Origin of the sequence: Arthrobacter sp. ZBG10, assembly GCF_001238605.1 — a bacterium.
Classification (GTDB): domain Bacteria; phylum Actinomycetota; class Actinomycetes; order Actinomycetales; family Micrococcaceae; genus Arthrobacter.
Window position 1 is genome coordinate 39,161 of record NZ_LFQH01000034.1, and the last position, 20,218, is coordinate 59,378.

The 20,218-nt window shown below is 67.7% G+C and carries 16 protein-coding genes; 9 read left to right on the plus strand and 7 right to left on the minus strand.

Features of this window, described 5'->3' with window-relative positions; genetic code table 11:
• Window positions 1-13 precede the first annotated feature (13 nt).
• The 4 genes from hpaE (at window position 14) to ACU18_RS08900 (ending at window position 4,302) form a co-directional block, all read left to right on the plus strand.
• Window positions 14-1,528 (plus strand): 5-carboxymethyl-2-hydroxymuconate semialdehyde dehydrogenase, encoded by a 1,515-nt coding sequence (gene hpaE, locus ACU18_RS08885; protein WP_050685189.1) that lies wholly within the window; start codon window positions 14-16, stop codon window positions 1,526-1,528.
• Window positions 1,529-1,637: 109 nt separating this feature from the next.
• The gene (gene hpaD / locus ACU18_RS08890) at window positions 1,638-2,717 is read left to right on the plus strand and encodes a 3,4-dihydroxyphenylacetate 2,3-dioxygenase (RefSeq protein WP_050685190.1); all 1,080 of its coding nucleotides are present in this window, start codon (window positions 1,638-1,640) and stop codon (window positions 2,715-2,717) included.
• On the plus strand, window positions 2,714-3,502 hold the full coding sequence (gene hpaH, locus ACU18_RS08895; protein ID WP_442853705.1) for a 2-oxo-hept-4-ene-1,7-dioate hydratase: 789 nt from the start codon (window positions 2,714-2,716) through the stop codon (window positions 3,500-3,502). The genes hpaD and hpaH overlap by 4 nt, the downstream gene beginning before the upstream one ends.
• Entirely contained in the window at window positions 3,487-4,302 is an 816-nt protein-coding gene (locus ACU18_RS08900; protein WP_197273547.1) for an HpcH/HpaI aldolase family protein, read from the plus strand. The genes hpaH and ACU18_RS08900 overlap by 16 nt, the downstream gene beginning before the upstream one ends.
• Here ACU18_RS08900 and ACU18_RS08905 read toward each other — a convergent pair.
• On the minus strand, window positions 4,296-5,888 hold the full coding sequence (locus ACU18_RS08905; protein WP_050685192.1) for a long-chain-fatty-acid--CoA ligase: 1,593 nt from the start codon (window positions 5,886-5,888) through the stop codon (window positions 4,296-4,298). The two genes, ACU18_RS08900 and ACU18_RS08905, sit on opposite strands and share 7 nt — an antisense overlap.
• A 240-nt stretch (window positions 5,889-6,128) precedes the next feature.
• Here ACU18_RS08905 and ACU18_RS08910 point away from each other — a divergent pair, with 240 nt between their 5' ends.
• The 3 genes from ACU18_RS08910 to ACU18_RS19620 all read left to right on the plus strand — a co-directional run bounded on the left by ACU18_RS08910 (window position 6,129) and on the right by ACU18_RS19620 (window position 10,480).
• A complete protein-coding gene (locus tag ACU18_RS08910; protein WP_050685193.1) occupies window positions 6,129-7,223 on the plus strand; it encodes an SDR family oxidoreductase in 1,095 nt (364 codons plus the stop codon).
• A 95-nt stretch (window positions 7,224-7,318) separates the two neighbouring features.
• Window positions 7,319-8,515 (plus strand): cation:proton antiporter, encoded by a 1,197-nt coding sequence (locus tag ACU18_RS08915; protein WP_050685194.1) that lies wholly within the window; start codon window positions 7,319-7,321, stop codon window positions 8,513-8,515.
• A gap of 99 nt (window positions 8,516-8,614) precedes the next feature.
• Entirely contained in the window at window positions 8,615-10,480 is a 1,866-nt protein-coding gene (locus tag ACU18_RS19620; protein WP_157407651.1) for a DUF4012 domain-containing protein, read from the plus strand.
• Between the two features lie 42 nt (window positions 10,481-10,522).
• Here ACU18_RS19620 and ACU18_RS08925 read toward each other — a convergent pair whose 3' ends face one another.
• From ACU18_RS08925 to ACU18_RS08935, 3 genes are read right to left on the minus strand one after another with little or no spacing between them, the layout of a single operon-like run.
• Window positions 10,523-11,500, minus strand: a complete 978-nt coding sequence (locus ACU18_RS08925; RefSeq protein ID WP_050685224.1) for an NAD-dependent epimerase/dehydratase family protein — start codon at window positions 11,498-11,500, stop codon at window positions 10,523-10,525.
• A complete protein-coding gene (locus ACU18_RS08930; RefSeq protein ID WP_050685195.1) occupies window positions 11,497-14,145 on the minus strand; it encodes an alpha/beta fold hydrolase in 2,649 nt (882 codons plus the stop codon). Before ACU18_RS08930 ends, ACU18_RS08925 begins: the two co-directional genes overlap by 4 nt.
• The gene (locus tag ACU18_RS08935) at window positions 14,139-15,161 is read right to left on the minus strand and encodes a 3-oxoacyl-ACP synthase III (RefSeq protein ID WP_050685225.1); all 1,023 of its coding nucleotides are present in this window, start codon (window positions 15,159-15,161) and stop codon (window positions 14,139-14,141) included. The genes ACU18_RS08930 and ACU18_RS08935 overlap by 7 nt, the downstream gene beginning before the upstream one ends.
• 352 nt (window positions 15,162-15,513) lie before the next feature.
• Between ACU18_RS08935 and ACU18_RS08940 the strand changes: the two genes are divergently transcribed.
• Window positions 15,514-16,947: an SPFH domain-containing protein gene (locus ACU18_RS08940; protein WP_050685196.1), complete on the plus strand. Its 1,434-nt coding sequence runs from the start codon at window positions 15,514-15,516 to the stop codon at window positions 16,945-16,947.
• Between the two features lie 10 nt (window positions 16,948-16,957).
• Window positions 16,958-17,200, plus strand: coding sequence for a hypothetical protein (locus ACU18_RS08945; RefSeq protein WP_157370990.1), 243 nt, complete (start codon window positions 16,958-16,960; stop codon window positions 17,198-17,200).
• 10 nt (window positions 17,201-17,210) lie between these two features.
• Here the strand turns inward: ACU18_RS08945 and ACU18_RS08950 are convergent, their stop codons facing one another.
• Genes ACU18_RS08950 through ACU18_RS08960 form a run of 3 tightly spaced genes read right to left on the minus strand, consistent with a single transcriptional unit; the run spans window position 17,211 to window position 20,197 of the window.
• A complete protein-coding gene (locus ACU18_RS08950; RefSeq protein WP_197273548.1) occupies window positions 17,211-18,302 on the minus strand; it encodes a DNA polymerase IV in 1,092 nt (363 codons plus the stop codon).
• A gap of 60 nt (window positions 18,303-18,362) precedes the next feature.
• Complete coding sequence (locus ACU18_RS08955) at window positions 18,363-19,535, minus strand: MFS transporter (protein WP_050685197.1); 1,173 nt, start codon at window positions 19,533-19,535, stop codon at window positions 18,363-18,365.
• Entirely contained in the window at window positions 19,532-20,197 is a 666-nt protein-coding gene (locus ACU18_RS08960; RefSeq protein WP_050685198.1) for a GntR family transcriptional regulator, read from the minus strand. The genes ACU18_RS08955 and ACU18_RS08960 overlap by 4 nt, the downstream gene beginning before the upstream one ends.
• Window positions 20,198-20,218 lie beyond the last annotated feature (21 nt).

Here is a 20,218-nt window from a genome sequence, read left to right on the forward strand (position 1 = left end):
AAGGACCTCAACGATGACGACTCCTGCACAAACCACAGCCACGCATTACGTCCCCCAGGACCTGCCCGGCCACATCCAGCACTACATCAATGGCCGGTTTGTTGATTCCGTAGGTGGGGCAACCTTCGATGTCCTGGACCCGGTGTCCAACACCAACTACGCCACCGCAGCGGCCGGGCAGAAGGAGGACATCGACCTGGCCGTGGCCGCCGCCCGTGACGCCTTTGTGAACGGCCCGTGGCCCAGGATGAAGCCACGCGAACGCGCCCGCATCCTCAACAGGATCGCCGACGCCGTGGAGGCCCAGGAGTCCCGCCTGGCGGAACTTGAGACGTTTGATACCGGCCTGCCCATCACCCAGGCAAAAGGCCAGGCCCTGCGCGCGGCGGAGAACTTCCGGTTCTTCGCGGACCTGATTGTGGCCCAGTTCGATGACGCCATGAAGGTCCCGGGTGCCCAGATCAACTATGTGAACCGCAAGCCCATTGGTGTGGCCGGCCTGATCACGCCGTGGAACACCCCTTTTATGCTGGAGTCCTGGAAGCTCGCCCCGGCGCTGGCCACCGGCAACACCGTGGTGCTCAAGCCGGCGGAATTCACCCCTCTCTCGGCGTCGCTGTGGGCGCAGATCTTCAAGGACGCCGGGCTTCCGGACGGCGTGTTCAACCTGGTCAACGGTCTGGGTGAGGAGGCCGGCGACGCGCTCGTGAAGCACCCGGACGTGCCGCTGATCTCCTTCACCGGCGAGACGACCACGGGCCAGACGATCTTCCGCAACGCCGCGGCCAACCTCAAGGGCCTGTCCATGGAGCTCGGCGGCAAGTCACCGTGTGTCGTGTTCGCCGACGCCGACCTGGACGCCGCGATCGACTCCGCCCTGTTCGGCGTCTTCTCGCTCAACGGCGAACGCTGCACCGCCGGCTCCCGCATCCTGGTGGAACGCGCCGTGTACGAGGAGTTCTGCGAGAAGTACGCCGCCCGGGCCAGGAACATCGTGGTGGGCGATCCCCACGATCCCCGGACCCAGGTGGGCGCACTGGTCCACCCGGAGCATTACGCAAAAGTGGCTTCCTACGTGGAGATCGGCAAATCCGAGGGCCGGCTCCTGGCCGGCGGCGGCCGCCCCGACCACCTCCCCGAAGGCAATTACATCGCACCCACGGTGTTTGCCGACGTCGGGCCCGGCGCCCGGATCTTCCAGGAGGAGATCTTCGGCCCCGTTGTTGCCATCACGCCGTTTGAGGACGACGACGAAGCACTCGCCCTGGCCAACAACACCAAGTACGGGTTGGCCGCGTACATCTGGACCCAGAACCTGACCCGGGCGCACACGTTCTCCCAGAACGTCGAAGCCGGCATGGTGTGGCTCAACAGCCACAACGTCCGGGACCTCCGCACCCCGTTCGGTGGCGTCAAGTCCTCCGGGCTGGGCCATGAAGGCGGCTACCGCTCCATCGACTTCTACACCGACCAGCAGGCGGTCCACATCAGCCTCGGCGCGGTACACACCCCCAAGTTCGGCGCCTAAGCACCACCCCGCCCAACTGACTCGCAGTTGTTGTCGTTATGGGCCCCCAAAACGACAACAACTGCGACCTAGTTGGGCCTCGAGACCCTTTCAACGAAGAGAGCGCACCATGACGAATTTTGTTCCCACCCCCACCGCCCCGGCTCCGGACATTGTCCGCTGCGCCTACATGGAAATTGTGGTCACCGACCTCGCCAAGTCCCGCGAGTTCTATGTGGATGTCCTGGGCCTGCACGTCACCGAGGAAGACGGCAGCACCATCTATCTGCGGTCCCTGGAGGAGTTCATCCACCACAATCTGGTGCTCCGCCAGGGCCCCGTCGCCGCGGTGGCCGCCTTCGCCTACCGGGTCAAGTCCGCCGCCGAAGTGGACGCCGCCGAAGCCTACTACCGCGAACTGGGCTGCCGGGTTGAGCGCCGCAAGGAAGGCTTCACCAGAGGCGTTGGGGACTCCGTCCGGGTGGAGGACCCCCTGGGCTTCCCGTACGAGTTCTTCTACGATGTGGAACACGTCGAACGCCTCACCCAGCGCTATGACCTCTACTCCGCCGGAGAACTGGTCCGCCTGGACCACTTCAACCAGGTCACCCCGGACGTTCCCCGCGGCCGCGCCTACCTCGAAGACCTCGGCTTCCGCGTCTCCGAAGACATCAAGGATGCCGACGGCGTCACGTACGCCGCGTGGATGCACCGCAAGCAAACCGTGCACGACACCGCCCTGACCGGCGGCAACGGGCCCCGGATGCACCACGTCGCGTTCGCCACCCACGAAAAGCACAACATCATCCAGATCTGCGACAAGATGGGCGCCCTGCGCATCAGCGACAGGATCGAACGCGGCCCCGGCCGGCACGGCGTCTCCAACGCCTTCTACCTCTACATCCTGGACCCGGACAACCACCGGATCGAGATCTACACCCAGGATTACTACACCGGCGACCCCGACAACCCCACCATCACCTGGGACGTGCACGACAACCAGCGCCGCGACTGGTGGGGCAACCCGGTGGTCCCCTCCTGGTACACGGAAGCTTCCCTGGTCCTGGACCTGGACGGGAACCCGCAACCGGTGATCGTCCGGGAGGAAAAAAGCGAAATGGCCGTCACCGTCGGGGCTGACGGCTTCTCCTACACCCGGCCCACCGGCGACGGCGCCGCCGAAGGGTTCAAGCTCGGGGCCCAGCTGTGACCCTGGACCAATCCACAATTGAGGCCATCGCGGATGAGTTGGTGGCGGCCGGCCGCTCCCGGACGCCGGTCCCCCGGCTCACTGCCCGCTACCCGGGCATGACGGTGGCCGATTCCTACGCCGTGCAGCAGCTCTGGCGACGGCGGAACGAGGAAGCCGGCCGCACCTTGGTGGGCCGGAAGATCGGCCTCACGTCCAGGGCCATGCAGGCCGCCACGGGCATCACCGAGCCGGATTACGGCGCCATCTTCGATGACATGGTCCTCGACACCGGCTGCTCCGTGGCCTGGGACAAGTACACGCACCCGCGGGTGGAGGTGGAGCTCGCGTTTGTGTTGAAGTCAGCGCTCAAGGGCCCGGGCTGCACCATTTTCGATGTCCTGAACGCTACCGACTACGTGGTTCCGGCCCTGGAGATCCTGGACTCCCGGATCGAAATGGAGGGCCGGACCATCGTGGACACCATCGCGGACAACGCCGCGATGGGAGCCATGGTGGTGGGCGGGCGCCCGGTGAAACCGGACGCCGTGGACCTCCGCTGGGTCTCCGCCATCCTCTACAAAAACCAGACCGTCGAAGAAACGGGAGTCGCGGCAGGAGTCCTGGACCACCCGGCCAACGGAGTGCACTGGCTCGCCAACAAAATCGCCGCCCACGGGGACACGCTCAAAGCCGGCGACATCATCCTGGCAGGCTCCTTCACCCGTCCCCTCTGGGTAGCCAAAGGCGATACGGTGCACGCAGACTACGGACCCCTCGGGAGTGTCACATGCCGCTTCGACTAGACAACACCTTCCGGGACACCCTGCGCCATCAAAAAGAAAACGCCGGCAGGCCATTGGCCGGGATGTGGGTGTGCTCCGGCAGCCCGCTCATCGCGGAGCTCTGCGCCGGCTCCGGCCTGGACTGGCTGCTGGTGGACGCCGAGCACAGCCCCAACGGACTCGAATCCATCCTCGCCCAGCTCCAGGCCATCCACGGCTACCCCGTCCACACGCTGGTCCGGCCGCCGGTCAACGACACCGTACTCATCAAGCAGTACCTCGACCTCGGCGTGCAGAACCTGCTGATCCCCATGGTCCACTCGGTCCAGGACGCCGAAGCGGCGGTCGCGGCCACCCGCTACCCGCCCCACGGCGTCCGGGGCGTCGGATCCGCCCTGGCCCGGGCCGCCCGCTGGAACCGCGTCCCGGACTACCTGGCCCGGGCCAACGACACCATCAGCCTCACCGTGCAGATCGAATCAGCCGCCGCAGTCGACGCCGTCGCGGAAATCCTCGCGGTGGACGGCGTGGACGCCATCTTCCTTGGCCCCTCCGACCTCGCCGCGTCCATGGGACTTCTCGGACAGCAGGAACACCCCACGGTGATGGCCGCCGTCGAACACTGCCTCGCCGCCGCGAAGGCTGCCGGCAAACCCGCCGGCGTCAACGCCTTCAACCCCGCCACCGCCCGGCACTACCTCGACGTTGGGGCCGCCTTCATCCTGGTGGGCGCCGACGTCGCCCTCCTGGCCCGGGGCAGCGAGGCGCTGGCGGCGGAATTTGCCCGGACTGACGACGGCGGGACCCCCGGCAGCTACTGACCCCTGGTCCGGGAGGCTTCGGCATCGTCGCCGAACGACGCCTGCAGGGTCCGCTTCAGGATTTTCCCGCTGGGGCCCAGGGGCAGCTCGGTCCGCAGCTCGATGAGGCGGGGGTACTTGTGGGCCGCTAGCCGGGCCTGCGCAAATTCCGCCAGTTCCCCGGTCGTCACGGTGCTGCCGGGCACGGCGATCACAGCCGCGGCGATCTCCTGGCCATGGACCTCATGCGGTACCCCGAAAACCGCCACCGTGGCCACGTCCGGATGCTGGCTGAGGACTTCCTCGACCTCCCGCGGGTAGACGTTGTAGCCGTTCCGGATGATCATGTCGCCCTTGCGGTCCATGATGCGCAGGTAGCCGTCCCCGTCCTTGGTACCGAGGTCCCCCGTCCGGAACCAGCCGTCCACCAGGGCTTCGGCGGTGGCATCGGGCCGGTTCAGGTACCCCTTGAACAGGTTGTGGCCCCGGACCACCAGTTCGCCCAGCTCACCTGCCGGAAGCAGTTCGATGGCATCGGCCACCTCCGGCCGGGCAATGGCCACCTCCACTCCCCAGATCGCAGTACCGATGGTTCCGGGACGCGGTGTGGTGCCCACATGGTTGAAACTCGCCACCGGGGACGTCTCCGTCAGCCCGTAGCCCTCGTAGATCTCCACGCCGAAAAGTTCGCGGAAGCGATCGATCACGGCCACGGGAAGGGAGGAGCCACCCGAGATGCCATACCTCAGTCCCTCGGGGCGGCCCGGACTGGCCCTGATCGCTTCCAGGAGGGCCATGTACATCGTGGGGACGCCGAAGAAGATGTCAATGTTGTGGCGGCGCACCAGGTCCAATGCTGCCGCGCCGGTGAACCTCGGCAGCATCACCACGGTGGCCCCGGCGCGCAGGCCGGCGTTGAGCACACACGTCTGGCCGAACGTGTGGAACAGCGGAAGCCCGCCGAATATTTTGTCTCCAGCGCGGAGGTCGAATGTACTGGTGAGCAGCACGTTCACCTGCTCCACAAGCGCAAAATGCGTTCCCAGCGCCCCCTTTGGCTTCCCGGTGGTGCCCGAGGTGTACAGGATGGTTGCCGTGTCCTCCGGCCGGCGCGGCACGTACGTCCGGATAGGTTCGGCATCCGCCGCCGCGTCTTCGAGGCGTGGCAGTCCGTCCGTTGCCTCGGCCGCCAGGACGGTCAGGACCGGGGTTCCCGCGGCCCGGGCGCCCGGTTCGCCTTCCGGCAGCAGCGGCGCCGCGCAGACCAGCAGCTCCGCGCCGCTGTCGCGGATCACGTACTCGATTTCCCGTGCCTTCAGCAGCGCATGGACAGGCACCACGATGCCGCCCAGGGCCAGGACCGCGAAGTAAACGCGGGCAAAGTCGGCCACGTTGGGGACCAGGATGGCCACGGGCACGCCCGGGCCCACGCCGCGGTCCCGCAGTGCCCCGGCGTAGGCCTTGGCCTGGTCCCAGAGAGCGGCATAGGTAACACTTTCGTCACCCACGATCAATGCGACTGCGTCGGCCCTGCGGGCAGCTGACTCGGCAAGGATGGCGGCGACGGAGATGGTACCGAAGCCGTCGTTGGCTTGTTCTGTTCCCATGGCAACTTCCTTCGTGCAGCTGGTGCTGGAATTCGGGTGTCCGTGCAGGCCGGACCCGGGGAGCCGGTCAGGACGCTGTTGTGCACAGCATAGTGCCCGCGCCAGCCCTGGGCACGGCATCCCCCACCGCGGCCGCCGGATGGGAGAGAATCGGACGGGCGCCCCACAAAGCGCCCACCGCCGGCGCCAGGTCCCACCAAAGACTGGACCGGCGCAACCCAACGACAGTCAGGAACCCCAATGACTACTCCGGACACCCGCCCAACGGACACGCCCACCCGGACAGCACTGGTGGTGGGGGCCAGCGGAATCGCCGGCTCGGCCATCATTGAGCAGTTGGAGCGGGAGGGCGGCTGGACGGTCCTGGCACTCTCACGGACCCCGGTCGCCGGCTCAACCGCGAGGCACATCGCCGCGGACCTGATGTCACCGGCCAGCCTTGCCGGGGCACTGGCCGGGGCCGAACCCACGCACGTCTTCTTTACGGCATGGGCCAGGCAGGATTCGGAAGAGGAAAACATCCGCGTCAACGCCGCGATGCTCCGCAACCTGCTCCGGGCCCTGGCCCATGCCCCGGTGGAGCACGTAGCCCTGATGACCGGGCTGAAGCACTACCTTGGGCCTTTCGAGTCCTACGGTGCGGGACCGGTTCCGGATACACCGTTCCGCGAGGAGGAACCCCGGCTGCCGGTTCCGAATTTCTACTACGCCCAGGAAGATGAGTTGTGGGCGGCAGCAGCGCGGCAGGGGTTCCGCTGGTCCGTGCACCGTTCGCACACGGTGATCGGCCACGCGGTGGGTAACGCGATGAACATGGGCCTCACGTTGGCGGCGCAGGCAACCCTGTGCAAGGAACTGGGCAAACCGTTCATCTTCCCCGGCTCGGAAACCCAGTGGAACAGCCTCACCGACATGACCGACGGGGACCTGCTGGCGGAACATATGGTCTGGGCAGCCACGACGGAGCAGGCGGGCAACGAAGCTTACAACGTGGTGAACGGGGACGTGTTCCGGTGGCGCTGGATGTGGCCAAAGCTGGCGGCCTGCTTCGGCGTCACAGCCGAAGGCTTCAAGGACGCGCCACGGCCCCTCGAAGAGCAGATGCGGGGCATGGAAAAAGAGTGGTCGAGGATCGCAGCCGGCCACGGACTGGTCGAATCCGACCTGGGCAGGGTAGCTTCGTGGTGGCATACGGACGCTGACCTGGGACGCACCATGGAAGTCCTCGCGGACATGGGCAAGAGCCGGCAGGCAGGCTTCAAGGGCTACCGCCGGACTGATGATTCCTTCCGGAGGCTGTTTGACCGATACCGCGGCGACGGCATCATTCCCTGATCCGGCGTCCACACCAGTAGCGCCGCCGGACCAGGCGGCGGTAGCTTTGGACTACTTTCTTCCGCTGGGCAGCCAAGGTGCCGGAGGTGCCGCTGATGCAGGGCCTTTCCACGTCATTGGTGCTGATTGCCTTGCTGGCCATCCTGGCACCCCTGGCCGCCCGGTTCCTTGAGCGGGTAGTCAAGGTGCCCATTGTGGTCTTCGAAATTGTCCTCGGCATCCTGCTGGGTCCCAGCCTGCTGGGGTGGATCCAATCCACGGCGTTCACCGACACGCTGGCGGACTTCGGGTTGGCCATGCTCTTCTTTGTTGCGGGCAACGAGATCGATTTCGCGCTGATCCGCGGCAGGCCGGCCAACCGCGCGGCCACCGGGTGGATCATCTCGCTGGCCCTTGGAATCGCCGCCGGTTTCATCCTTGTCCCGGCAGCGGGCGCGGCAGTGATCATCGGCGTGGCGTTGTCCTCCACGGCCCTGGGCGCCCTGCTGCCCATCCTCCGCGACGAGGGCCGGTCCCGGTCGCCACTCGGCGTAGCAGTGACCGCACTCGGCGCGGCGGGTGAGTTCGGCCCGCTGATCGCCATCTCCGTGTTCTTCAGCGGCCGGCAGCTGGGCCCGGCAACCGCCGTGCTGCTGGGCTTTGTCCTCCTGACGGGCCTGGCCATTGTCCTGGCGTCCCGGTCCAGGCACACGCTGCTCCATTCCCAGGTCACCAGGACCCTTCACACCAGCGGCCAGTTCGCCGTCCGCGCCATCATGTTCATCCTCACCGTCCTGGTGGTGCTGAGCATGGTGCTGGGCCTGGACATGCTGCTGGGAGCCTTCGCGGCCGGTGTCCTGTGGAAGGTTGCCATGGCGCGGGCGCCGGAAAAGGACAGGACAGTCATCGAGGCCAAAACCGACGCGATTGCGTTCGGCTTCCTGGTGCCGGTATTTTTCATCGATACGGGCATCGATTTTGACCTGGGTGCACTCACCGGGAGCCCCGCTGCCCTGGCCCTGGTCCCCCTGTTTCTGCTCCTGCTGCTGGTGATCCGCGGGTTTCCGGCGCTGCTGGCCGCTCCGGCCCATTCCACTTTCGCGGACAAGCGGGCCATCATGCTGTTCTGCGCAACGGGACTGCCGATCATTGTCGCCGTCACCGCGATCGGGAAAGACCAGGGCCTGATAACCAGTGGAATGGCTTCGGCGCTGGTTGGTGCCGGCATGCTCTCGATCCTTGCATTCCCGCTGCTGGCCCTCCGCCAGCAGCAACGGGCGACCCCGGAACGCCGGTCCCGCAAAAGTAATTAGGGGGCTGAGCATTGACACGCCGCGCTGTCAGCACGTTAGAGTCATCCACCAAGGGGGACTCCGCGACGCCGCAAGACGAAGGGCCAGGTCCGCTGGACAATGAGCACCGAAGCGCAGGAACCCTTACATCACCGGCATCTTGGCGAGCGGCACCGGGCCGGTGCGCACATCAGGCGGATCACGCCCCGCACGTGGCTCATCCTCGCAGCGGCCGCGTTGCTCATCCTGGTCCTGGCCGCCTGGATCCGGGTGGCAGACCTGGCGTCGTCCATCGAAACCGATCTGAAGGCCGTCGCGCGGCTGATGCCTGAAATGCGGCAACAGGTGGCCGGAACGGACATTGCGGGCGCCCGGGGAACGGCGGAAAGCATCCGGCTGCATACCGCAGCGGCCAGCAGGGCCGCCCATGACCCGCTCTGGGAGGCCGCGTCCGGCCTCCCCTGGGCTGGACCGAACTTCAGCACCGTCACGGAAGTGGCGCGGTCCGCCGACGAAATCACCAGGCTGGGGCTCCTGCCCCTGATTAACGTCCTGGCGTCCCTGGATTGGGACACCCTGGTCCCGCGTGAATCCGGCACCGACCTGGAACCCATGAAAGCCGCTGCACCCAGTGTGGCTGCAGCCGCCGACGCCGTGCGGGCTTCCTCGGACCGGCTCGCAGCCATTGATGACCGAAGGGTATGGCCGCAGGTGGCCGATCAGCTGAACCTGGCGCGCGGGCAACTCCGGGAGGTCACCGGAGCCCTCAGTGCAGCCGCCGACGCAGCCAGGGTGGCCCCGGCGATGCTGGGCGCGGACGCACCGCGCAACTATCTCCTGATGATCCAAAACAACGCTGAATCCCGCGCATCAGGCGGAATCCCCGGCGCTTTGGCCGTCATTACCCTGGACCGGGGAAAACTGACCCTGTCCGCCCAACGGAGCGCCGCGGACCTCGGCACCATGACCCCGGCCCTCGGGAGCGACCCGGAGCAGCTGGCCCTGTACACGGCCCGGCTGGGCACCGCCATGCAGGATGTAAACCTGACGCCTGATTTCCCCTCCGCCGCCGCAACGGCCAGGGCCATGTGGGAACGGAAAACCGGGCAGGGGGTGGACGGTGTCATCTCCATCGATCCCGTGGCCCTGAGCTACATCCTCGCAGCGACCGGCCCGGTCAAATTCACGGGCCTGGAACTGGTGGCGGCGGCCGCCGTTGGCCTGCCAACCGAGCTGACCGAACAAAACGTGGTCCCCACCCTGCTCTCGGACGTTTACGCCAAAATAGCGCAGCCCAAAAGCCAGGACGAGTACTTCGCGGGAGCCGCCCGGCAGATCTTCGGCGCTCTGTCCAGCGGCAAGCCGGAAGCCGCCGGGCTCATGACCGCGCTGACCCAGGGTACAGCCGAAGGCCGGGTCCGGGTGTGGTCCGTGGCAACGGGCGAACAGGATGTCCTGGGCAGGTACGACCTCGGCGGATCGATCTCCGGCCCCAGCCTTGCGCCCGCGCAGTTCGGCATCTACCTCAACGATGACACCGGCGCCAAAATGGACTACTACGTGCGGCGCACCGTCCAGCTGGTCAAAGCCTGTCCCAGGGGGGGCTTCGAACAAACCACCGTGCGGGTCAAAAGCACCAACACCGCTCCCGTGGACGCAGCAACCTCACTGCCTGCCTACGTCACCGGAGACGGGCGCACTGTGGAACCGGGTTCAGTCCGGACGAATGTTGTGGCCTACGGTCCGCTGCAGGCGAACGTGGAGGCGGTCACCGAGGACGGCCGGGCGGTGGACCTGTCGCCACACCTGCACCAGGGCCGTCCCGTGGCGGTCCATACGATCGTCCTCAAGCCAGGGGAAAGCAAAACCATCGATTTCAGCTTCGGAAAAATTCTTCAGGACACCGAACCCGAACTCGCTGTTACCCCCACCATCCAGCGCGCCGATGACGTGCTGCTCCCCCCGCTCGATTCGCCGTGCGGCTGAGCTGACGCAGCCGGCGCGGCCTTGGGTGTCGCCCGGGAACCCTCAGCGGCCGGCCGGCCCGTAGTGCGCGGCCAGTTTCGCCAATCCGTCGTCCAGCGACACAGCGGGCGTCCAGTCGAGGAGTTCGCGGGTGCGCCGCTGGTCGAACCAGTGGGCGGTGGACAGCTGCTCGGCCAGGAACCGGGTCATGGGCGGCTCCTCGTTCCGGCCGGCCCAGGTCCAGAGCCGCTCCACCACTGCTCCGCCGGCCCGTGCCAGCACACCCGGCACCGCCCAGGAGGGCGCCTTGACGCCGCCGGCGGCGCAGATGCCCGCGAGCAGCTCGCCCACTGGCCTGGGCTCACCGTTGCTGACCACCAAAGCCTGGCCGCTGACGTGGTCCATGCGGTGCAGTGCTGCCACGATGGCCGCGGCGGCGTTGTCCACGTACGTGGTGTCGATCAAGGCGGCGCCGGCGTCGAGCAGGGGCAGCCGACCGTGCCTGGCGCGGGCCAGGACCCGTTCCACCAGCTGGGTGTCGCCGGGGCCCCAGACGATGTGGGGGCGCACCGCCGCCACCCGCAGCTCCGGGCTGTTCGCCGCCAGCGCCAGCAGTTCTGCTTCCGCCTTGGTGCGGGAGTAATCGCCGTGAGCCCGCACGGGATCGGCAGGCTCCGCGGCCAGGCCGGTGATGGCGGCGCCGGAATTGGCCACCGACGGTGAGGAAACAAACACCACGTCCCGTACGCCGGCCCCGCGGGCTGCGTCCAATACCCGGCGGGTGCCCGCAACGTTCACCTCGTCAAATTCCGCGGCACGGCCGGTGAAGGAAACCTTCGCCGCGAGGTGGATGATCCCTTCCGCGCCGCGGACCGCTGCGTCAAGTTCGCCCGCGTTGGTGACGGAACCGCGGAAGTCCGTGGCGCCGTCGACTCCTGAGGGGCGGCGCTGGAAGGTGGCGACCGTGTGGCCCTGGTGGACCAAAAGGCGCGCCACCGCTCCGCCGAGCAGTCCGCTGGCACCCGTTACCAGGACCCTCACGGCTTCCCCGGCCGGCCGCCGGCCAGCACGCGTTCTGCCCACCGCGCCAGCCTGGTCCTGTCGATCTTGGCGTTGTGCCTGATGTCGGTGGGCTGCGCAGGCACCGCGAGCACCGCCGCGACGTCAACCCCCGCATCCCGTGCAGCGCCGCGGACGCGGCCGGCCAGTTCAGGCGTGGCTGGACCCGCTTTGCGGACCGGTGGGAGGGTCTCGACGACGGCCACCACGGCCTGGGTGCCGGCCGGGCCGACGCCGGTGATGGCAGCCAACCTGATGCCGGGGAGCCGTTCGATGGCCTGTTCGGCGCCCACCGGCGTCACGGTGGCGTCGGGGGCCGTGACGATGTGGGCGAGGCGGCCTTCCACCCAGAGCCGGCCTGCGGCGTCGAAATGGCCCACGTCACCGGTGCGGTGCCAGCCCGGGACGGAGACGCTTCCGCGCTGGACCAACCACAGCCTGTCGTACGCCTCTTTGACGTGTGGAGCACTGACCAGGATTTCCCCGGTCACGCCAGGCGCGGTGCTGGGTCCGGAGCCGGGCGCGGAACCATCCGCGGCAAGCGGGATGACGGCTACGCGGGCGCCTTGGACGGGCCAGCCCACGCAGACGCCGTTGCCTGCTCCTGCCACGGTGCCGGCGGCTGCGTCAGCGGCGGCCTGCCGGATCTGCCCGAGGCTGATGTCCGTGACGGGCAACGCTTCGGTCATGCCGTAGGGCGTGTGCAGGGAAGCGAGGGGCAGCAGGCGCTGCACCTGTGCCAGCAACGGTTCGGGGACCGGTGCGCCGGCGGAGAGCAGCAAGCCGATCCGTGCCAGGGCCTCCCGGCTGGAGCCGCCCATGCCGGTCTCGGTGTCGATAACGTTCCGCAGGGCCGCCGGCGAGGCGAAGACCACCGTGGCGCCGATGGCCGCGGCGGCGTCCCCCAACGCGCGTGCTGTCAGGGTCCGGGGCGCAGTGACGTCCATGTCCGGGGTGACGGACACCGCACCGAGGGCTGGTCCCAGCAAGGCGAAGGGGGCGAATCCCGCCACCAGCCGTGCGCCGGGTCGGATCCCGAACGTGCCGGCCACAGTGTCGCGCATCGCTGCCAGCTGCCGGTGTGTGTAGAGGACGCCCTTCGCGGGCCCGGTTGACCCTGAAGTGAACAGCACCGCTGCGGGGGCATCCGGATCTGCTGCTCCGATCACGTGGGTCGCGCTGGCGGGGGCACCTGCCCGCGCCAGCGCCTGCAGCGACGTTTCCACCCCGAGGAGCCGCCGGCGTGCGGCCGGAAGGTCCTGGACGCTGATCCGCCGGCCAGGCCAGCCAAGGACCGAGGCGGCGGCCAGCGCCTTGTCGATGCCGATGAGGAAATCGGCGGTGGCTCCCTTGACGGCGCGGCTCATGCCCTTGGTTCCCAGTCCTGCGTCTGCCACTACCACCACGGCTCCCAGCCGGAGGCAGGCATACAGCGTGACGGTCAGGTCCACACCGGGCGGAACCATCAGGCTGACCCGGCTGCCGCGTTCCACGCCGGCGTCGTGCAGTCCCGCAGCGAGGTCCAGGATGTTGCGTTCCAGGTCCTGCCAGCTGAGCGAGCGGTCCACTGTGCCATCCGCGGCCATTTCGGCGACGGCGGTCCCCGTTGCGGCGGGCCCTGCGGCCAGTTTCCCGAGTTGGTCCCACAGCGGCGTGAAAGCTACCGGTTCCGGCGCGGCAGGTTCCGGCAGCGCCGGAGTCCCCTGGTCGGCGAGCCATTGGAACACCGGCGTGGCAATGTCGCGGTCTTCGGCCACCAGGTGGCCGGCGCCTTCGAAGCGGTGGATAGTGGCGTTCGGCAGCCGGCCGGCGAGGTCCTTGAGGTATTTGTCGGAGAAGATCGGATCCCGGGGGCCCCACAGCATCAGGGCCGGTACTTCCAACCCGCGCAGGCGTTCCGCGACGCCGGACAGCGCAGCAAAGCTGGGATGCCCGGCGTCCACGGGGATGTCCGCCACAAAATTTCCGACGCCGGCCCGCCGGTCCGCGCCGCGGTACGGGGCCATGTAGGCGTCCCGGATATCCGGGGAGAGCGGCGGGTGGGCCAGCGCATGGGTCACCCGCAGGAACGCGTCAGAGGTTGTGGTGCCCCAGCCATGCACGGCCGGGTGGAGGGCAAGCCGCAGCGCCGCCGGGATGTCCGATTCCGGCGGCTGATGCACGGCCGTGTTGGTGAGCACCACCCCGGCAAGATCGTCCGGATGCGCCAGGGCCCAGCCCAGGCTGATCACACCGCCCCAGTCGTGGCCCACGGTGACCACAGGGCCGGACAGGCCCAGGGCATCAGTCAGGTCGCCCAGATCGTTGATCCGGTCGGCCAGCCGGCGGAACGTTCCCGTCCGTTCCGAGAAGCCCATGTCCAGCTGGTCCACGGCCACCACGCGCCAGGGATGGGCGGGATTGGACCCTGCTGCCAGCAGGGTCCGCCACAGGTAGGACCAAGTGGGGTTGCCGTGGACGCAGAGTAGGGTGCCGGCAGGTTCCAGGCCCAGGCGTTGCAGCTGGGCGCTGTTGTCCAGCAGGTGCCAGCGGCGGACCGTTCCCGGCCCATCGGCTGCGGAGGTGGATGGCACATCAACTTCCCGCGGCCACTCCGGGTGGACCCCGGGCCAGCCGGCGGCTACCAAACGAGTTCCAGCATTGCGGTGTTCAGGCCGGAGCCCACACCCATGCACAGCACCCGGTCCCCGGCTTCCAGGGACTGCGCTTCGGCGGCCAGGGTCATGGGCAGGGACGCCGGACCCACATTGCCCCAGTGCGGGAAGGTGATGGGCACCTTGTCAGGATCCAGGTCGATGGCGTCGATGATGGCCTGCGTATAGGCGTTGCTCACCTGGTGGGTGACGTACCTGTCCATGGAGCCCCAGTCCCACTCGGGGTGCGCCTCGTGCCAGGCGTCCACCACAAGCTGCAGGCCGCCGTCGAGCAGGCCTTTGGTGTCAGTGGACATGCCGTCAATGCCGCCCACACACAATTCGTGATGTTCGGTGCCGGCACGCATCACGCCGCCCACAATCCGATGGGCACCGGGGTGCCGGTCCGCGGGGCCAAGCACTGCTGCCGCTGCACCGGAGCCCAGCGTCAGGGTGGCGAACTCCCGGTTGAAGTCCTCCCGGGTGGTTTCCGGCCGTTGCAGCCGGGCCAGTGTGGCCTCCTGCGTACCCTGGGCATCCTCGGCGTTGACGATCATTGCGTAGTCGATCTGGCCCGAGTCGATCATGTTGGCCGCCAGGGTCATGCCGTTGACGAATCCCAGGCAGGCGTTGGCCAGGTCAAAGTTCATGGCCGACGACGGCAGGCCCAGGCCGTGATGGATCTTCACCGCAACGGATGGCTCAAGGTTGCGCCGGGTCACCGACGTGTTGATCAACAGCCCCACCTGCGAGGCATTGATGCCGGCCTCAGCCAGGGCCTTGGCGCCGGCCTCAATGGCTGCATCATCGAAGGAGGTCCCGGCCGCCCACCAGCGCCGGTGCGTGATGCCTGCCACGCGTTCCAGCAGCCGCGGCGGGAACTTCAGCCGCTGCAGCGTGGACGCCAGCCTGCGGTCGAACTCCGTGGAGCTGACGATCATGGGAGCCTCGACACTGCTTACCGAAAGCAGCGCCGAGTTGTGATGCCGGAAGGTTGCGTTACCTGCCAATTCAAGCCTCTGTTCGTTTCCGTCCTGCGTTCCTGCGGGGACTTTACCCAAAAAGCGCAAGTCCAGAAGCTTAACTATGCTGGTGCGCGCCCGAATCTGCACATTAACCACGCTGTTGGGCCGCCAAGATGGAGCAAGATCACTAAGTTTGCTTCGCACCAGGGCAGCTGGGGCGACGGGGCGGATCGGCTGCCCGACGGCGGCCGCCAAGTGCCGCCGTCGGCCGTCTGTTGGTGCTGCAGGCAAATACCGGTCCGGCTCTGGACTCTCCGGCAAGGCGCACCCACACTGGCTGCATGGGGTGGAATTTTTACCGAGGTGCCTGTTCCATACCCTTTGAAAGGACCTGGTCATGCCGGACCTGTCAGCATTCTTTCCCCTGATCGCCATCATTCTTGGAGTACTTGTTGCGGTCGGATTCATCTGGGGGGCCACCCGGCTGATGTGGAAGGTGGCCGAACCCAACGAGGCCCTCATCATTTCCGGGCTGACCCGGGGAACGCCGGAAACCCGGGCCGGGATGGACTTCAAAATTGTCACCGGTAAGGGTGCGCTGGTGCTTCCGGGGCTTCAGACAGTGCGGGCCTTATCGCTGACGTTGAACGAGACCGAACTGAAAGTCTCCTGCGTCACCTCCCAGGGCATCCAGGTCATCGTGGAGGGCGTGGTCATTTACAAGATCGGGGATGCGCCGCCCTTCATCGCCAACGCGGCCCGGCGGTTCCTGGGCCAACAGCCCAAAATGCAGAGCCAGGTCTACAACGTTTTCGAGGGCCACCTGCGCTCCATCATCGGCAGCATGACGGTGGAGGAGATCATCCGCGAACGGGACAAACTCGGCTCGCAGGTCCGCAGCGCCAGCGGCGTGGAAATGGAAAAGCTGGGTCTTGTGGTTGATTCCCTGCAGATCAAGGACCTGCAGGACCCCACGGGCTACATCCAGAACATCGCCAAGCCACACATCGCGCAGGTGAAAATGGAAGCCCGCATCGCGGAGGCCACCCGGAACCGTGAAGCAGCCGAAAAGGAAGCGGAGGCCGCCGCGCTGATCGCGGATGCGCAGAGCATCTCAGCCATCAGGCAGTCTGTGGCGCAGGCCAACGCCGAGCGGGCCAGGGCCAACGCCGCCCAGGCCGGACCCTTGGCCGACGCCACGGCGCGGCAGCAGGTGGTGGTCCAGGAAACCGAGGTGGCCAAACTGGAGGCGGACCGGGAGGAACAGAAGCTCCAAACCACAGTCCGGAAACCCGCCGATGCCAAGGCCTACGCCAAACGCACCGACGCCGAAGGCCAAAAGGCCGCGGACATCAGCGCGGCCGAGGCCCTGGCGCGGCGCACCGAACTCGAAGCCCAGGCCAATGCCCGCCGAACGGAACTGCAGGCGCAGGCAAATGCCACCGCCGCAGCTGCCGCTGCAGGCGCCACCAAGGTCACCGGCGAGGCAGAAGCCGCAGCCACGCGGGCCAGGGGTGATGCCGCGGCCTCGGCGATCAAGGCCAAGGCACTGGCTGAAGCGGATGGCATCAAAGCGCGGGCCGAAGCGTTGGGAACCAACCAGGACGCGGTGATCTCCCAGCAGCTCGCGGAGAACATGCCCGCCATCATCGCGGCAGCGGCCGAGCCGTTTTCGCACGTGGGCCATATGACGGTCCTGAACGGCGGCGAAGGTGTGAACAAGATGCTGGGCGGCATTCTCGCGCAGGCCGGCGACTACCTGCCGGTCCTTGCGTCGGCGCTGAAAAAGGGCCAGGCGGGCCAGCAGCCGCCGGCAGCTCCCGGCGCCTGAGGAACAGCTGATGCACAGGGAAGCCGACCGGAGCCTGACCGGCCGGATCGGAAGGGTTTCCGGGCGGATCGGGCCGGGCACCATCGGCGAGGTGATGCTTTCCTACCGGGGTGGCACTGCTGCCTTCCACGCCCACCCGTTCGACGGGGTGAGCGGCTTTGCCGTGGGTGATGAGGTGCTGGTGATCTACTTCGACCCGCCGCAAACGGTGTACGTGGATGAACTCCCTGACGTGTTGCGGCATACCGGTTGAGGCCGGCGCTTCACCAGCCGCCGCGCGTTGGTGTGTGTCCGGTCCGCGCGTCGTCCGGCATGGCCATTTCGGCGCGCAGGCCCAGCAGGCGGATGGGTTGCCCCTCCTCGATCGCGGCTGACAGCTCCACCGCCCTGGCAAGGATTTCGTCCCGGTCGAAGGTTTCCGGGATCTTCTTCGCGTGTGTGGTGGTGCGGAACGGGGCGTAACGGACCTTCAGTGTCAGCCCCACCACGGGCCTGCCTTCGGCCGCCACATCCGTCAGGACCCGTGCCACCAGCTCCCTGACGGCGTCCGCCACCTGGGCAGGTCCGGTGAGGTCCTGCTGGAAGGTGGTTTCGCGGCTGTGCCCGCGGGCCACCCAGGGGGTGTCGTCCACCTCGCTGGCACCGTCCCCGCGTCCCAGGCTGGCATACCAGGGACCCATCTTCGGGCCGAATTCCAGCACCAGGGCTGCAGGATCACAGGCGGCGAGCCCGGCCACGGTGCGGACGCCAAGTTTCGCCAGCCGGGCCGATACCTTGGACCCCACCCCCCACAGGTCCTTGGTGGGCCGGTCCCCCATCACGTCCAGCCAGTTCGAGGCCGTGAGCCGGAAGACGCCGGCCGGTTTGCCGAACCCGGTGGCCACCTTGGCCCGGACCAGCGTGTCTCCGATGCCTACGCTGCACTGCAGCTCCGTCCGGGCCAGCACAGCCGCCTGCAACTGCCGGGCGTACGCTTCCGGGTCCGCCGTGGTGATGCCGACGAAGGCCTCGTCCCAGCCCAGGACCTGGACGACGGCGGCCGGCTGCGCCCGCAGCGTGGCCATAACCGCCTCGGACGCCTCAAGGTACGCCTCCTGGTCAACAGGCAGGATCACGGCGTCGGGGACTTTCCGGGCCGCGATCCGAAGTGGCATCCCGGATCCCACTCCGAAGGCCCTGGCCTCGTAGGAAGCCGTGGACACCACGGCCCGCTCCGTAGGGTCGCCCCGGCCGCCGACAATGACCGGCCGGCCCGCAAGCTCCGGCCGCCGCAGGACTTCGACGGCAGCTATGAACTGGTCCAGATCGACGTGCAGCACCCACGGAATTCCGCTCACGCCATCAGTGTGCACCATTTCACCGAAGCGCGCGTTCCCGGCTGCTGCCTGCCCAGTCTTGAACAAGCCTGCTGCACGTCAGTCGAGCTTGACGCCCCGGAGCAGCACCAGCGTTCCGCCCACCACAACAGCGGAGACGAGGAACACCCCCGCGGCGCCAAGCCCTGCAGCGACGGTGCCGATCGCGGCGGGCAGCACCACCTGTCCCACCCGGTTGCCGGCAAGCCGCAAGGCCAGCGCCCGGCCCCGCTGTCCCGCCGGGGCACGGGATGACAGCCAGGACATGGTGAGCGGCTGGCCGATCCCCAGCCCCAGTCCCAGCACCCCCATCACAACAAACAGCAGCCAGGCAGGCATGGGGATCGCCGCAACAGCCAGCGCCACCGTGGACAGGACAAGGCTGACAACCAGCAGCGGCATGCGCCCCATGGCCCTGGCAGCCCGGCCCAACAGGATGCGGGAAAGCATTGAGAAAACGGCCCGGACGGTCAGCATGGCACCCACGGTGGCCGCCGTCAGCCCCCGTTCGGTTCCCAGTGCGGGAAGGTAGACCATCGTCAGGTCCACCACAGCCAGGACGGTGGCACTGGTGGCCAGGGCCCGGGCAACGCCAGGGGTCTTGAGCAATGCCAGGGAACCACCGCCTCTCCCCGGCGCGGCGGTTCCCCTTATGCCGCTGCTGACGCTTCCTGACACCGCAAACGTTGTCAGGAAGAGGACCAGGGCCATGCACACGGCCAGCAGGAAAATGGCCTGCGTGTCCGGGCGGATAACGGCCCCGCCCACCAGTGCAATCGCAAGCGGCCCCAGGGCCTGGCCCAGCGATGCGGCGAAGGTCAGGTATCCGAACGCCGAGTCCAGCCTGGCTGCGACGGCGTTGTTGGCCACCACAGCCTGCTGTCCCACCACACACGCCAGTTGGCCCGCGCCCAACACGGCAGTGCCGATCACCAGGGTGGCAATGGACGAGCCAGCCACCAGAAGGAAGGCGGAACTGGCCAGCACAACGGCGGATCCGATGGCCATCAGCCGGCGCTCGCCCAGGCGGTCCACCAGTGCGCCCGTTGGCACGGCAAGCAGGAGCGGGAAGACGGCGTAGCTGGCGGCCAGGAGTCCGAGGGCGTAGCCGGGCACGTCCAGTTCGAGGGCACGGTAGGTCGCGGCCGGCCGGACCAGGAAGGTGACGGCCTGGATCAGCGCGGAGTGCACCAGCAGGGCCGTGGCCGAGCGGCGGCCGAGTTCACCGATCACGGGGTGACCGGGCCGTTGCGCGTGATGGCCCGCAGGGACGCGTCCCGGGCGGCGATCACATGCTCGAACGCGATGGCAGCGGCCTCGTCCGGATTCCCGGCCGCCACGGCCGCCACCAGGATCCGATGCTGGGCCAGGGCAGCATCGCGCCGGTCCTGGGTGCTGTTGGTGAAGTGCCGGTACCGCTCCATCTGGCTGGAAACCTGGCTATGGACGCGATGGGCCCACGAGTTTCCGGCAATGCCGGCGATTTGGGCGTGCAGGGCCATCCCCTGCTGCATTGCGTCATCGGCAAACTCCACCAGGGCGGCGTTACGCGCCAGGATCCGCTCCAGCGCTTCGATGTCGGCAGCCGTCGCTTTGAGGCAGGCGTTGCGCGCCATCAGGGATTCCAGGGCCGCGCGCACCTCGTACAGCTCCGAAATCACCACTTCGTCCAGGTCCGGCACCAGCACGCCACCCGTTGGTTGCTGCTCCAGGAGGCTTTCGGAAATGAGCCGCCGGATCGCCTCCCGCAGGGGCGTCCGGCTGATCTGGAGTTCGGCGGCCATCGCCGGTTCGTAGATCCGCTCCCCCGGCTTCAGCTCGAGCGTCAGGATCCGGCGCTTCAGCTCTGCGTAGACGACGTGGGCACCGGTGTTCCGGGCAGTTTGTTCTGGCATTGCGCCACCTCCGCATACAAG

What these genes read in the sequence shown, in the direction of transcription:
- ACU18_RS08900 (WP_197273547.1), top strand. Translation starts at nt 3,487, where the DNA reads ATGCCGCTTCGACTAGACAACACCTTCCGGGACACCCTGCGCCATCAA.
- ACU18_RS08915 (WP_050685194.1), top strand. Translation starts at nt 7,319, where the DNA reads ATGCAGGGCCTTTCCACGTCATTGGTGCTGATTGCCTTGCTGGCCATC.
- ACU18_RS19620 (WP_157407651.1), top strand. Translation starts at nt 8,615, where the DNA reads ATGAGCACCGAAGCGCAGGAACCCTTACATCACCGGCATCTTGGCGAG.
- hpaD (WP_050685190.1), top strand. Translation starts at nt 1,638, where the DNA reads ATGACGAATTTTGTTCCCACCCCCACCGCCCCGGCTCCGGACATTGTC.
- ACU18_RS08905 (WP_050685192.1), bottom strand. Translation starts at nt 5,888, where the DNA reads ATGGGAACAGAACAAGCCAACGACGGCTTCGGTACCATCTCCGTCGCC.
- ACU18_RS08940 (WP_050685196.1), top strand. Translation starts at nt 15,514, where the DNA reads ATGCCGGACCTGTCAGCATTCTTTCCCCTGATCGCCATCATTCTTGGA.
- ACU18_RS08910 (WP_050685193.1), top strand. Translation starts at nt 6,129, where the DNA reads ATGACTACTCCGGACACCCGCCCAACGGACACGCCCACCCGGACAGCA.
- hpaE (WP_050685189.1), top strand. Translation starts at nt 14, where the DNA reads ATGACGACTCCTGCACAAACCACAGCCACGCATTACGTCCCCCAGGAC.
- ACU18_RS08960 (WP_050685198.1), bottom strand. Translation starts at nt 20,197, where the DNA reads ATGCCAGAACAAACTGCCCGGAACACCGGTGCCCACGTCGTCTACGCA.
- ACU18_RS08945 (WP_157370990.1), top strand. Translation starts at nt 16,958, where the DNA reads ATGCACAGGGAAGCCGACCGGAGCCTGACCGGCCGGATCGGAAGGGTT.
- ACU18_RS08950 (WP_197273548.1), bottom strand. Translation starts at nt 18,302, where the DNA reads ATGGTGCACACTGATGGCGTGAGCGGAATTCCGTGGGTGCTGCACGTC.